We start from the raw sequence: 15,193 nt of genomic DNA, 5'->3' as shown, positions 1-15,193 counted from the left end.
ATACCAAAGTATAAAAATTCAAAACTTTTTATTTTAATTTATCGTAATTATATCATGTATCACGATTTTTCAAATCGTGCTCAACAAATTTGATAAATACTAATTCAGGCCTGATTTTGTTTATCATATTCTATACGCTTTGTTCAATTGTGCGGTACGCCGCCACCAAACGATTTGAAAAATCGTTATACATTAAAAAACATAAAACCCATGAAAAAACAGACATTCTGGAAGAGTATCACCGTAATGGTGTGTGTGTTACTGGCAGGTTGCTCTTATGCACAAAAAGATAAAACCAAAGCCACTGCCAAACCTGATTGCAAGATTGAGGTAATCCAGAAATCAGAGGCAGAATGGAAAAAACAATTGAGCCCGGTTCAATTTGCTGTAGCGCGCAAAGCAGGCACCGAGCAAGCTTTTACAGGCGAATACTGGGATAACCACGAGAAAGGCATTTATAAATGTGTGTGCTGCGATCTAGACCTTTTCAGCTCTGATACCAAATTTGAATCAGGCACAGGCTGGCCTAGTTTCTATAAGCCTCTCAACGAATGTAGTGTTGAAAACAAGGTAGATGCCAGCCACGGCATGGTGCGTACCGAGGTAGTTTGTAACCGTTGCAAAGCCCATTTAGGCCACGTTTTTGACGATGGCCCCAAACCAACCGGTTTAAGATATTGCATGAATTCGGTTTCGATGAAGTTTGTGAAGAAATAAAAACCTGATAGTCAACCGATAGTTAGCAAAAGGCGAAGGTATCAATGTTTTACAAAAAATTTATGTAAAACATTGATACCTTCGCCTTTTTACTTATAAATTTGCTCAATAAACAGAGTGAATTTTTTATAACAATTTGGCGTTGAATTTGTATAGAATAAGATGTTCAGAGTCAATTATTTTGAACATCTTTGTGCCAATAAAAGCCTTTTTCAATCGTTATTATTAGCTATTTAAAAAGCATTAGTATTCAATAGCTTAATCACTCAAACAAAGCTTTTTTTCATGCTTTCACACCTTCTGATTAAGAATTATGCCTTGATAGAGCACCTCGAATTGTCTCCTGATGCTCATCTGAATATCGTAACAGGCGAAACCGGAGCAGGAAAATCTATTATGCTTGGCGCACTAGGTTTATTGCTGGGGAATCGTGCTGACGTAAAAACATTATACAACGAAACCGAGAAATGTATCATTGAAGGTACTTTTTCTATGGAAGGTTTCTATGTGAAAAATATCTTTGACGAAGAAGAACTCGACTTCGAAAACCCTTGTCTGATCCGTCGGGAAATTGCACCAAGTGGTAAGTCGCGTGCGTTTATCAACGATACACCCGTCACGCTTGAAACGCTTCGCAAAATCACCTCACAGTTGATGGATATTCACTCGCAGCACGACTCTATCCAGTTGGGCTCAAACGAATATCAATTGACTATTGTGGATACCTATGCTCAATCATACGATAAACTGGTAGAGTATCAGGACAAGTACCGCACCTACAAGAAATTACAGGATGCCTACGAACAATTGCAGGCCGAATCAGACCAGAACAAGAAAGAATTTGAATACAATAGTTTTCAGCTGGATGAACTGTTGAAAGCCAAACTGGAAGCCAACGAGCAGGAACTACTGGAGCAGGAATTAAACATTCTGGAACACGCCGAAGAAGTAAAACAGCGCCTTCGCACAGCCCATGCTTATCTGACAGATACCGAACAATCGGTACTATCGATATTACAAAGCACAGTAGGAAATCTGAGCCCAATTGCTGGCTATTCCCCTGAATATCAACAATACAAAGACCGTATTCAATCCTGCTTGCTTGAGCTGAAAGATGTGGCCCGTGATATTGAATCAGAGGAAGAAGGCATTGAACTGGATAGCAATCAGATTGAAACCATCCAGACTCGTCTGGATTTGCTATACAAACTTCAACAAAAACACGCAGTAAAATCAAACGGGGAATTGTTGGAGATTCAGGCCATTCTGGAAGAAAAAGTCAGCAAGGTACTGAACCTTAGCGAGAATCTTGCAGCAGCGAAAGAGCGCGTAGATAAAGCCTTCGAAACAGCCACCAAATCAGCAGAAGTATTATCAAAAGCCCGCCAGAAAGTATTACCTGAAGTAGAAAGACGGGTAGTTGGCTTGCTGATAGAATTGGGCATGCCAAATGCTACGCTGAAAATCAGCCATGATACGGGCAAACTCACCAACGATGGTATTGATCAGATAAACTTCCTTTTCAGTGCCAATAAGGGTATCACTCCACGCCAGTTGAAAGACGTAGCGTCGGGTGGAGAGTTTTCTCGTCTGATGCTAGCCATTAAATACGTTTTAGGAGATAAACGCTCTTTACCAACCATCATCTTTGATGAGATTGATACAGGTATTTCAGGCGAAGTAGCTATTAAGGTAGGGAAAATGATGCGTGAAATGGCGCAAAGTTTACAGGTCATTGCCATTACTCACCTACACCAGATAGCAGGACGAGGCACCAGCCATTTCTTTGTTTATAAAGATAACAGTTCAGCAAGAACCGTTAGTAGAATGCGCGAACTGAAAGCCGACGAACGCATTGTAGAAATAGCCAAAATGATTGGTGGAGAAAACCCGTCAGAAAGTGCCATTCATAGTGCCATAGAGATTTTAGGAGTTAATATTTAAACCAACACACCAATTACAATGAAAGCTTTAGTATATGTATTTGCTATTATTTTTGCTATTTCCTGCTCTAATACTTTTGAAGATGAGGCAGCGAAGTTGAAGGAGCAGGCATTTAAATTGCATGATGAAATAATGCCTGTGAGCATGGAACTGGAAGGATTTCGTGAGAAAGTAATGGCAAAAGCCGAAACGATGGATACCACAGCCAAACAACAGGCTTTGGAAATCTCAAAATCATTGGATGAAGCTTACACGGATATGGAAGCCTGGATGCCAAAACTAGGCGATGCGGCAGACATGAAAGACAGCCAGGAAAAAGTAGATGCGCTGATTGAACTGAAAACAGCAGGCGATAAAATCAAACAAAAAACCCTCGATGCCAAGAAAAAAGCAGAGGATTTTTTGAAGTAAGTTAACACAGATTTTTACTAATATGCCCTCTCAACCGAGAGGGCTTTTTACATATGAAACACCTACTCACTATAATAGGTCTGGCGTTCATTATTGGAGCATGCCAACCTAAAAAACTCCCAATATTAGGCGAACGCGATTTTGTTGATGGCGATTCTGTTTACCATACCATCCCTGATTTTCAGTTTATAGACCAGGATAGCAATGCTGTCACCAATAAAACCTATGAAAACAAAATCTACGTAGCTGATTTCTTCTTTACTACCTGCCCTACCATTTGTCCGGTCATGAAAACTCAGTTGCTGCGTATTTATGATAAATATAAGGATAACTCAGAGGTGGGGATTCTCTCTCACACAATTGATCCTCGTCATGATTCAGTAGCGGTTCTGAGAGCCTATGCCAAAAGACTGGGAGTTACAGGCAATTTTTGGCACTTTGTGACAGGTGAAAGAGAAAAAATCTATGAAATCGGGCAAAGAGATTATCTGGTAACAGCAGGTGAAGACTCTACAGCTCCGGGAGGTATTATTCATAGCGGCGCCTTCTTATTAATTGATAAGAAACGTAGAGTAAGAGGCCAATACGATGGCACCAAAGAAGATCAGGTAAGCCGTTTACTGAAGGATATGGACATATTGTTGAAAGAGGAGGAATAGAAACATGAATGATTTAAACAGTTTTTTTACTAAAGGCGACATAACACAACACCACTCCATAACTCCCTCTCCCCTGTTGGGTCGGGTCGGGGTGGGGTTATTCTTATATATTATGCTCAATGCCTGCCAATCACCCGAAAAAGTGAAGCTGGAGCAATACTATATCGGAGGCAAAGAAATCTTCGAACAAAATTGCGCCAATTGCCACCAGAAAGACGGCAAGGGACTGCAAAATCTTTACCCTCCGATTGCCGGAAGTGATTATCTGAATGATAAATCAAAGGTAATTCTGGCTATTAAACACGGTCTTGTAGGGGAAATCAAAGTCAATGGCAAGACTTATAACCAACCGATGCCTGCCAATAGCAATTTACAGCATTTAGATATTGCCGAGGTAGTTACCTATATCTATACGGAATGGGGTAATGAACAAAAAATCACTACGGTTGAGGAAGTGGAGAAGGTTTTGAATAAAAAATAGCAGCCAGTTGTTCATACCAGAAAGATATTGACTTGACTGGTGTAAGAATCACTATTTACCAATAAATAAACCCCGAATATGCCCAAATTGGACAAATATTCGGGGTTTGCTATTTTTAAAACATTCCTTATCAGATTCCGGTATTGGCCGGCTATGTGGCTTCGGCTTCTATAAACAACAATTGCCTATAAAGAATCAGGATTATACTCCCAGAACTCATTTACATAGACTCCTGCGGCATTAAACCCGCCAATAATATATATTTTCTCGTTCTCAAGATTAAAAGTCATTTTGGTAGAGTTTCTTATCGATATCGTCCGGTTTTGTTTCTTTACCCAAGTATTTTTAGCTACATTATATTCATACCAATCGGTAAACAAAGTACTTCCGGTATATCCTAAGCCACAAAAAGCTTTGTTTCCTGTTGACATATATTGTGCATCATTTCTGATATTAAAAGGCATATTTACTCTGAATACCCATTTGTTGGTAGAAGCATTATACTGATATAGCTGGTGGGTGGCAGTAGGTATAACTAAATAGGGTAAACTATTCAGAGAATAAGAAAACTGAACACCCGGAACTGTAGGAATAGCACTAGAGAGATTCACCCAGGTATTAGTAGCAGGCGTGTACTTATAAGAAGTGGTAGCAGCTGTGTAGGTTTTTCCATCATATTTACTTCCACCTGCCACCATAACTGTAGCGCCACTCATAAATGAGCTACTGTTTACTCTTCCTCCTTCGGGCAATCCGGCTTTCTGAGTCCATTTATTGAGTGCAATATCATATTCCCACCAGTCAGATAACATACCACCGTTATAACCTAACCCGTAATAAAGTTTGTTATTTACTATAACGCTGGTCGCACCCCATCTAGTTTTACCTGGAAAAGCAGCCTTTAGTGCCCATGTATTAGCAATCGGATAATACTCCCAAACCTCGTTGGTATAAGTTTTATTAGATACAAATAGCCCACCTATGATATAGGCTTTCCCAAAAAAGGTCAAAGCTGAGTTTACCACAACAGTTGACTCGTATCTTGGTTTAAACGCTGCCGGTAATGCCCCTAATGATACCCACGAGTCTACTTGTTTAGTAGTAACCTTTATAGGAGTTCCGTACTTCACTTCACAGTTATTTGAAACGTAACTTCTAAAATAATAGACCTGATTAGGTAATAAGTTTTTGATAACCTGGCTATTATTAACAATGGTAGCGGACTCTAGTTTTGAATCAGCAATGGTAGGTGTTGCATTTTTAGTAGACCAGCAAAATCCGGTTTTGGAAAAGGGGACATTCTTCGTATTGGTGAGGATTGTTTGCAGGTAAGTAAACCTTGCCCCTGTTGAAAGCGGATTTAACGCGGTAGTGACCGTTGAAAGGCTCTGAGGCAATAAGTTCAGGATAGCCGTTTTATCAGCCGATGTTAGTTGTTTTAATGAATCGCTTAAAACCGGATACATAAAGTTGGTTTTATCATCGCTTTTTTTTAGTCCTATCATGATTCCAACCGTGTGCATGATTACCTGTTTTATTTTCAAAGCGTTCCATTCAAAATCTCTGTTTAAATAAATCGTATTCCCGGATACCAAAGATAAAGTATAAAGAGAAGCCTGATAAGCACCCTCTGTTTTAATAGATTCAAATTTTTCCTGGTCATCAAATTTTATCTGCAGGTTCGGATTAGCAGTTACAGAGGTAAACTGAAGACTGAGCCCTTGCTTATTGAAGTCGGTAAAAGCATCTTTTATTCCCTGCGAAATCACTGTATTATTTGAATTGTTTGCATCTAAAACAACTAAGTAATTTACCGAACAAACACCCTTTAGCGTGGCAGTAACATTATCTGAGGTAATTCTCATAACATTTTCAGTAACCGGATCAACCTTTAAAAAAGGATTATCACAGGAAACCAGAGAATAAACCAAAATAATAAGCAGGATTTTGAAAGATTTCATATTTGTATTATTTACCAATTCTAAAAGTTGTTTTTAAGCCATATCCAAGAAGAAAAGAACTTATAGATGAGGGAGATCTTACACCAGCATCCGAAGGATTGAGCGCCAGCAGATTAAAATTGAATTTTACAAATGCTTCTATACCCAATCGAGCCTTTCCTTTTTGAAACTCATGTCCACCTCCAACAGTACCACCAAAGGCTGCCATAGATGTAAATTCTGTTTTTTTGAAGAATGAAATGCCAGAATCATAGGCATAGTCGTTAAAATAATTATGATACTTTACTTTGAAAGGGAATAAAGCATTTGCCTCAAATCTGATATATTCTCTCGCCTTTTTTTTCTGATGAATGTGAACAGGCATTTTAGTACCCAAACTCAGATTTAATATATCAAAATCGAAAGATTCTGTATCTTTAGAATCTGTATTGACTGTTGTAAAGGCATTTTTATTATAATGTAAGCCAACCATTAGGCCAGTAAGCGGAGTAATCTTGCGTTTCAATACATTGATATTCACCCCAATATCAAAATTCACCGTCTGGCTGGTAAGTATTTTTGTTTCTGATCCTGTCTTTATCGAAGGTTTTAAAAGGTATATACCAGCGCTAAATTCAGGTATAAGGTTATCAGTAAATGTTGAATCATTTTCCTTTTCTTTTTTTCTCGAATCTTCAGGTTCTTTAAATTCATCAGGCTTTTTAGATTTATCATGATCTTTGGATTTTTTACTTTTTTTATTTTTTTCTTCTTCTGCAGCCAATACAGCTAGCTTCCTATCCATCTCAAATATTTTCGCATTCATTGCAGAACGTTGTTCATCTTTAGCACAATTTGCTGCAGCCTGATAAGATACTTTTGCAGATTTATAGTCTTTTTTATCTTCATTATTTTGTCCAATTGCAAGGTTTGTGGTATAGCAATTTCTATCTATACAAGCATCACTTAATGTCATACCACTATCATAAACTTTTTTAATCTCAGTACTATCACATCCTAACAACTTAGGTAGTAGTTTAAATTCATCTTTTGCTGCTTGGCAATTATTACTTATTAAGAAATTTCTAGCAACAGAATCAATTCTTTTTAACTCTATTCTTGCTCCGGCATACTGCTTATACTTTTCTGTGGTTTCTTTGATTCTCGTTGTTTCTTCTTCAATTGACACTTCACATCCCACACCCTCAAGAGTAATATTTTCAAACAATTTACTAGCTTCTTCTAAACGGCATGCTTTCAGCTTTAAATCAATTACTTTCAGCTTCATGTTCAAGTCTGATTTAATGATGCTACAGCCTATTTTTTGATTCAAGCCTCTTAAAAGTTTATCTGCCTCTTGCTTCTGTGAATCACCTATGGCTTGTTTATGCGCCTCAATTGCATAAATTTTTGCATTTCTTAAATCCTGGCCTTTATCATCGATTTCTTTTGCATGTGTCACAAGGTAAGGGAAATACTTATTACGAATGCAATTGGTTATAATCTGGCCAATAACAGGCATTGATGTTATCATCTTATCCTCTAATAGTATATCATAGCCCCCTTTGGCATACCTAATTTGTTGTTCCGGATCTCCAGTAATATTGAAAGTTTCAATATCTTTTAATTGTACTATCAGCGACTCTACACCGGCTTTTATAGGGATTTTATGCGTATAAATGTCGGGGACCTGCTCAATATAAGTCGCTAGATCGTTCAAAGCACACTCATTAGCATATTTCTTTAAAGTTTCTTCAATTTCTTTTGCAGTTGTAGTTGACGAAGGTTTAGGGATTTTTAAATCCCAAAAAGCTATTTCCTTTTCAAAAACTATATTTTTAAAGTTATCGATTGCCTTATATTTTTCTAAAATGGCTAGTTTCCCTGTAGTATTGGCTTTTCTATACTCTTGCATAAGATAAATAATCTCATTGCAAAGTGCAATTCTATTTACTGACTCTCTCTCTACATCCGGGTGACCTGATTTTAAGTCTCTCGCCTTTGTAAATAAATCTTTCGCTATTTCAAAGGCACTTTCATTTTTGGCTTGCCTTAGTACATCATCTCCTTTGAAAATATATTCAAACCCTAAAATCTGTTTTTCAAGTGTAGCTATTTCTGCATCTTTTCGAGTTATTTCTTTATCTTTCTCCTTAATGGTTGCTTTTAATCTGGCTTGTATTACGCTTATACATTCATTAATCTTTGCCTCAACAGGAAGTATAATCACATTCTCGCCAAAATTTTTAATAACTTCTCGATATTTTTTATATTCCTGAAGAGCCTCACCGTAATTGCGGCTATCAAATTTTTTATTCGCTGCTATTACGATTTTTCTTATTTCATCAGCTTTTTTGGCGTACTCATCTAATGGCCCTACAGAGCTAGCTGATTTTGCTATCAATAATTTGTATGAATTAAAAGTAGCAATTGCACCTTCATAATCCCCGGCACTTAATTGTTTTCTTCCCTGTTCTGCAATGGAGAAAAGGTTGATATTAGAATAAGTGGGTTGGGCACTTAATCTGGAACCAGCGACTATTAATAAGAATAGTATAGATAGGAATCTTATTGACATAATGTTGCTTTTGTTTGATTTGGTTTTAGGCATTCAGCAAATGACAGATAGGTATTAGGTATAAAGTATAGTTTTTTCGCACCTGTTTTCCTATAAGTTGCACACAAAGTATCAGCCGCGTTTTCGTACATAAGGGCAATTCTATCAACCTGAGTAGAATCTAATTGCGGGTTCTTATCTAATAATATCCTTATTTCTTTGAACTTATCTCTTGCTTTTGAAATATTTGAAGTGTCTGTAACTCCCACAGCAAGCATTTTTCCTTCATTCAATAATGAGTCTAGTTGCTTTTGTTGAACTTGTATATTATCGGTTTTAGGCTTATTAGTAGTAAATAAAAAATAGGAGATTACTCCGATAGCTATAATTACCAATGCCGGAATGACCAACTTTATATATTTCGGTTTATCATTATGATCTGGCCCTGTAGGATTACCAGTCTCTGTTGGCGGCTCTATAATAGGGGGTATGTCAATTGAAGCTTGAGATCCATTTGGATTGTCGTCATTGTCTTCATAGATTTCACTAATTCTATCTTGTCTACTATTTGTAGTATCTCTACCATCTATAGTTCCTCCATCTCTTTCAGGCATTTCATTGTTTATACCTAATCCATTATCTGAAGGCTCTCTGCCTCCTTCAGGGTCTTCACCACTTATACCCTGTCTAACGTCGGTAGTTCCTCTACCACTTATATTTTCTCCATGCTCGCTATCTTCTGCATCATTTATAGTTTCTTTATCATCTGCATTCAATCCAGCACCTGTAATCCCTGTATCCTCTGACCTCCATTTATTAGCTGCACTTTCTTCATTATTTAGAGATTCTCCATAATCTGTATTCATTCCAGAATCTAAAATTCTTGCATTGTCTACCTCCTCTTGATTGGCTGCCCTTCCTTCATCAATCTGGGGGTTTTCATCACTTAAATTCAATTCATTATGGGCATCTACAGCTTCTAAACCATTTGTATTTCTGTGATCTATACTATCTTTTTGTTCAATATAATCTTCAGGATATGATGTTGAATCTACTATATTTTCGCTTCCAGACTTTTCTCTTGGAAGTTGTTCCCTAGTTCTTCCTTCTTCATCAAATCTCTCTTCATAAGTTGTTTCTACCGACGTTATTCCGTTTTCATGCTCATATTCAATATGTCCGTTTGGGCTTGCTCCACCCTCCCAAATCACACTCAGCTCCGGAATCTCTTCTGCTATCACCCAGTCTTCTTTACTGCTATCAAAAACCAAAGTAGTTTTAGAAATCTGTCGCTTGATTAAGTCCTGCAAAGTATACGCGTGCTCACCTCCACCTTCTTGAACGGTATATTTTTCCATAGTCGCTTTTATTTATTTACAATGGTGGAATCTATTGCCACGGCAGTTGTATCTACCATGACTGTGGTATTAATCGCTCGTTCCGAACTTATTCTTGGTAATTGAGACTGTAACTGTTCTAAATCCGATACCAGTTTATTAATCATAGCAAAATCAATAATCGGATTCAATACATCATCTCTATTATCTAGTTGTAATTGCTTGGCTTTAAAATCTGTCAATAAATTTTTTGCTCTGAGCAATAACCTGGAAGTTTTTTTAGCCATTTCATTCAATTCAGAATCACTTTTTCTGCCTTGTTTATATTCTTCAACCATGGCATTATATGATTTTTCTATTTCTGAATAGGCATTGGCAAAGTCACCTGGTGTATCCAGGCGTTTTTCTGCTTGCTCTTCGTGAGCTTCTTCAAACTCACTATCACCTTCCTCTTCATTAGATTGTGCAAGGCCTGCACAACTAAGAATAATAAGTGATAGTATAAAAAGTAATACAGTTCGTTTCATAAGTATTCAAAAAATCTAGACGTATTTGATTTTTGCTTTATCTTTTGGTTCTACTTCCCATCTGTTTCCTTTCAGATAGGCTTTCCCTTCTTCTATAGTGATTATTGCTTTAGCAGACGGACTTTTCTCTCTTTCCGCATTACAAACAGGCTCAATCCATTGAGGTATCCTGCTCATGGCGGCCTCCATCATTTCTTTATTATTTACCTCAAATAAAAATCTGGCTTTTGTCGCTTCTGGTTTGTCAAGAATAAATTTGTAGAGGGTATCTTCTTTTTCATCTTCATACACCTTAAAATCATCATTAAACCAATTCTCATTATTCGCAGGCGCTTTAAAATAGAAAACGCTACTATCTGCCTCTTCGTGACTATAGGTATGAGCTACAAAAGAACTATCTACTTCTTCACTTAGATTACCAGTAGGCACGTTCTCTTCTGAATCATTAGCTGTTTCTTCTTCATTTTGCGGTTTTTCCTCTTCAACTTCTGTCGTTGTCTCTTTTTTAAGTGGTTCAGTGCCTTTACCCGCTGTGGCATCTGATTTAGGTTCATTTTTGCTTTCTGGTGCCTCCTCTCTACTACCATACTCTTTCTTGATTTTCTGTCTATAATAAACACCAGTCAAGAATACACCCGCCAGAAATGAAGCTATGCAACCAATAATTAATAGCGAATCATCATCTAAGCCTAACGGATTTGTTGGAAAATCTTCATCCAGAATCTTTTTTATTCCCTTATTTTGTCCGTAGCCCAATTCAGTCATTTTGCTTTCAATAGCTTCACGCAATTCGGTCTTATTCTTATCCTTTAAGGTAGCTTCATAACTGAGCGCAAACTCCTGTAACTTTAAGAGAGAATTATTGCTCTCTAAACCTAACTCAGTAATAGCTCCATCCCTTCTTATACTCCAATTATTTTTATTAATAATTCCTTCTTTCAAAGTATCACCCTCCACAAAATCGGATAAGATAAGCTTACTTATCTTATCCATTGAGGCATTAAATTTTCTTTGCATCATATTCTGACCAAAAGAGTTTTGAAAAAGAAAAATGACAAATAGGGCACTCAGATATTTTATAGTATTCATTTTGATTGCAAAAGACTGTAAGCTAATTTGTTAATCTGCCCCTTTAATCCATAGAAAAACAAGGTTTCTTCCAAGGGTTTATTGGGGTTATCGGTTCGATTATGTAGTTTTTCGTTAATGTCAAAATCAATATCTGTTTTCAGACTTCTCAGATTACTATCAATCAAATTAAACACAGTATAATGGATAGAGAACTTGTCTTCATAGTCATACTCTTCCAGAAACTCCTTAAAGAATTCGAAGAACAAGCCTATTTCATCAGCTATCATATCCATAGTTTCAGGTTTACTCAGGTTTTCATAACGCAAAGCTTTCTTCTCTGATAAAGGTGCAGCTCTTGTACCTTCCAGATAATAGATGAAGTCTTCATTATGATAGACAATTTTCTTCTCTTCAGGAACAATCTTTTCTTTAAGCATAACCAATGCTCCCTGACAAGTAACTTGTTTAGGATATATCAATTCGCGGTGGATAGTTATTTCAACTGGTTGATTATCTGGTCGGCCATAAACTTTGCTGAAAATTTTCTCAGCCAATTGCTGTACATGCTTACTTTGAGAAGTGCCGATAATATCAAGAATCTTAGACCCCGTTCCACTAAAGGTTATATCCAAAGGTGGGTTTGTTGGTATCACAATATTATTGCTCTTCATCAATTTGGCAATATGATACATACTCGCCCCATAAAATAGCAGAAAAACAATCTTCATCCTTTTATCCTTCAGTAATTGCTCAGCTAAAGAATAGTTTATATCTCTTTGATTGAGTGTAAACCAAAAAGAAATGATGTCTTCTGACCTGCCTGCCTCAATAATATCTCTATTATTTTTCTGGATGGTTTTTATTCTATTCTTAACCCCCTCATTACTACTGGTTGCTATTAGTTTTTCTAATAAATCTTCTATTTCAGGTTGATACTTCTGAACAAAGCCATTTGTTGACGCCCCATCAAGTTTTCCGGCGTCACCAAAAATAGCATTAGCCGCAAATCTGAAAGAACTGATAAATTTTAACTTATCCTGAGCATATACGACCACATCGGTGGTTCCTCCACCAATATCCATAGAGATCACCGGAGAAGCGTTAGTGGTGATATTTCTTGCAACTTTGAATTTGTAAAAAGGCGGAATCGACTCCGTGTATGATTTTACATTCTGTAAAACTAGTTTTCCAAAATACTTTTCAATCAGTTTATCCCATATTGACCCATAGTTTTCTTTATCGTTTGTTGACATACTAATCGGGTAAAACCAGATAATCTGGGTATTATTCAGGTTTCCTCCTTCAAACAAAACTTTGTTTCTGATGAGCAATATGAGTTCTTCAATAAATACCTCTATTCTTCTGTTAGATGAAGACTCCCCGTCTCCTGACTTATCCCATTTAAGGTTAGTGAAAATCTCATCTGAGCTGGTATTTACCGGTGATTTTTCGTAGTAAAACGGAATATTAATATTACCTAGCGTCACTAAATCATCGCCCTGGTCTCTTTTAGCTACTAAAGAAGTTCGTAACGGAAAGCCATATAGGTCGTTGTTTTTGCCAACCGAAAAAGGCACAAATTCAAAGTTGAAGATATTCTCGTAATCGCCATCCTGAACATTCTGTGATTGGAAAAGCGTGGCTACCATTCCGGAGGTATCAAAAGCTGAAGTACCCGGCTGGCCAGACTTGCTATACTCAATATGTGTATTGGTTGTTCCGAAATCAATGGCAAAATTAAAAGTAGCATTACCAGGTTGTGGCGTTATTAATTCCGGTATAATAATGCCATTGTACTCATTATTAGCTACCACAGAAATATACTCAAATGAATTTTGCAATTGAATATACTTCGAAGAAGCCGTAATGACCGATTTATTAGTATTTCTAAAAGTAATTTCTCCACTATCACTGCTAGTTTCGCTTTCAAATTTTAAATCTACCGAAGTGTTACCCATCTCCATTACCTGAATCCGGTAGTCAGGAGTAATATCAGTCGGGAATTTGATAAATGGATAAATAGAAAGACTGAACCTAGATTCTATTAAAATCCCTTTATTGATTTTTTTATCGGGTAAAGCATCTTTCTGATTAAAATAGTTCTTCTCAAAATTGATATATCTTGTAAAATTACCTCTGACACTGATAGGTATATCCAGCTGTACTTTTACTGTACCAGTAGGCGACGGTGGTTCTATTTTAATTCTGACTTTTTCTTTTCTTATATCATCTATTGAAAAGTACTCAAAGAATTCTTTTTTAAGAGGCAGTAGAAAGCCTTTATTTGAGGTATTAGAACTACTGTTGAAAAACTGGTTATTGATAGGATAATTTACCCGAACAAGGTAATCCTCCAGCAAATCTGTCACATAGATACATGGGTATCTATCGGGAAACCCCGGAATCGTCCGGTCATTTATCCTTCTTTCGTCATAGTAAGGAATACTATCTTTGGTATATCCTTTGTTTTCCCATGTGGTAGTATCTTTAATGGTTAAATCACCATGGTTGCTAAAAGATAAAGCCAAAGGTAGTGCCCCTTTATAAGTAGGTTTTGCCTGAATCTTGAAATCACTTTTTATGGGCACTATCTTGTCGCCCACAAATCTTTTTATGATTCTGATGCCCAAAACCTCAACCTTATCAGTGCCAGCTATAATAAAATGATTTTCTCTATTATTGCCTTCCTGCTGATTTTGATCATCTTTTTGAGTCCAGTAATCTGGCAAAGAATCTCTGAATCTATCGGTATAAATACCCTTTTTCTCTTGAATTTTTGCAGATTTCTGGATGTATTGGTCAAAGCCGCCATTTAAAAAATTCTGCTTATACGTATTGTTTTTTTCTAACAGGGCATACCATACCTTCTGGTATTCCAGATCTCTGTTATAAAGAGGCACTATTTCTTTGAAGGCTTTGTGCGTACCTAAATCAATATCTAATTCTTTTAACTGCGATTCGTTAGAGGATGGGAAAAAGAACGTGGAAGGAGAAGTGCCCCCAATAATCTTTCCATCAAACTTAATAATATAGAATGTATTATTATCTCTGAAATTGTAAGCCTTTCTATCTGAAGCAGAAGTCAGGAAGAGTTTTATAGTTTCTCCTAACTCACGCAAGCCATACAACTCTGACCCTGTCAGAGTAGAGAGGGTTCCCTCTACATTTTTATCTCTAAACCGGGCATTCCATACAGATATTTTGATTCTTTCCTTAAAATTGTCATAATTAAAAAGTATTTCACCAATATCAAATAGTGCCGAAACTATTCTTTCATCATTCTTGGTTGCAATGTATTTTCTTAAACTACGTTCAATCCTGGCCTCTGCCAATAGGTTTGCTGTCTTTGATAAATTTAACAAAGAAGTACCCACCAAATCTATCCTGGCAAATGGGCTTGGGATAGACGTAGGTTGCCTTTCGTTGTCACCTCCTTCGGTATCAAGTATTTTTTCAATTTCAGTAGCTTTATAGGGTATTGAAGAGAACCAATGCTCACCATCTACTTTAGATTTATGATAACTAAAAACATGCTCAGACATAATTGCA

11 protein-coding genes are annotated in these 15,193 nt (G+C 36.9%); 5 read left to right on the top strand and 6 right to left on the bottom strand.

Annotated elements, in window-relative coordinates; translation table 11 throughout:
• Positions 1-210 precede the first annotated feature (210 nt).
• The 5 genes from msrB to ACYVFA_RS18165 all read left to right on the top strand — a co-directional run bounded on the left by msrB (position 211) and on the right by ACYVFA_RS18165 (position 4,212).
• Positions 211-717: a peptide-methionine (R)-S-oxide reductase gene (msrB, locus tag ACYVFA_RS18185; RefSeq protein ID WP_460473280.1), complete on the top strand. Its 507-nt coding sequence runs from the start codon at positions 211-213 to the stop codon at positions 715-717.
• A 285-nt stretch (positions 718-1,002) separates the two neighbouring features.
• Positions 1,003-2,661: a DNA repair protein RecN gene (gene recN, locus ACYVFA_RS18180; RefSeq protein WP_460473279.1), complete on the top strand. Its 1,659-nt coding sequence runs from the start codon at positions 1,003-1,005 to the stop codon at positions 2,659-2,661.
• Between the two features lie 18 nt (positions 2,662-2,679).
• The gene (locus ACYVFA_RS18175) at positions 2,680-3,072 is read left to right on the top strand and encodes a hypothetical protein (RefSeq protein WP_460473278.1); all 393 of its coding nucleotides are present in this window, start codon (positions 2,680-2,682) and stop codon (positions 3,070-3,072) included.
• Positions 3,073-3,125: 53 nt separating this feature from the next.
• Positions 3,126-3,731 (top strand): SCO family protein, encoded by a 606-nt coding sequence (locus tag ACYVFA_RS18170; RefSeq protein WP_460473277.1) that lies wholly within the window; start codon positions 3,126-3,128, stop codon positions 3,729-3,731.
• Positions 3,732-3,735: 4 nt separating this feature from the next.
• The gene (locus ACYVFA_RS18165) at positions 3,736-4,212 is read left to right on the top strand and encodes a c-type cytochrome (RefSeq protein ID WP_460473276.1); all 477 of its coding nucleotides are present in this window, start codon (positions 3,736-3,738) and stop codon (positions 4,210-4,212) included.
• A 185-nt stretch (positions 4,213-4,397) separates the two neighbouring features.
• Here ACYVFA_RS18165 and ACYVFA_RS18160 read toward each other — a convergent pair whose 3' ends face one another.
• From ACYVFA_RS18160 to ACYVFA_RS18135, 6 genes are all read right to left on the bottom strand, one after another.
• A complete protein-coding gene (locus tag ACYVFA_RS18160) occupies positions 4,398-6,173 on the bottom strand; it encodes a Kelch repeat-containing protein (RefSeq protein WP_460473275.1) in 1,776 nt (591 codons plus the stop codon).
• A gap of 7 nt (positions 6,174-6,180) precedes the next feature.
• Positions 6,181-8,730: a hypothetical protein gene (locus ACYVFA_RS18155; RefSeq protein WP_460473274.1), complete on the bottom strand. Its 2,550-nt coding sequence runs from the start codon at positions 8,728-8,730 to the stop codon at positions 6,181-6,183.
• Positions 8,721-10,067: a hypothetical protein gene (locus ACYVFA_RS18150; RefSeq protein WP_460473273.1), complete on the bottom strand. Its 1,347-nt coding sequence runs from the start codon at positions 10,065-10,067 to the stop codon at positions 8,721-8,723. Before ACYVFA_RS18150 ends, ACYVFA_RS18155 begins: the two co-directional genes overlap by 10 nt.
• Before the next feature lie 8 nt (positions 10,068-10,075).
• Positions 10,076-10,573, bottom strand: a complete 498-nt coding sequence (locus tag ACYVFA_RS18145) for a hypothetical protein (RefSeq protein WP_460473272.1) — start codon at positions 10,571-10,573, stop codon at positions 10,076-10,078.
• A gap of 15 nt (positions 10,574-10,588) precedes the next feature.
• Complete coding sequence (locus ACYVFA_RS18140) at positions 10,589-11,593, bottom strand: hypothetical protein (protein ID WP_460473271.1); 1,005 nt, start codon at positions 11,591-11,593, stop codon at positions 10,589-10,591.
• Between the two features lie 65 nt (positions 11,594-11,658).
• Positions 11,659-15,186: a hypothetical protein gene (locus ACYVFA_RS18135; RefSeq protein ID WP_460473270.1), complete on the bottom strand. Its 3,528-nt coding sequence runs from the start codon at positions 15,184-15,186 to the stop codon at positions 11,659-11,661.
• Between the last annotated feature and the right edge of the window lie 7 nt (positions 15,187-15,193).

The organism is Emticicia fontis (genome assembly GCF_054779675.1).
Note: the sequence above shows the minus strand (reverse complement) of the source record. Positions and strands in the feature narration are given on the sequence as shown.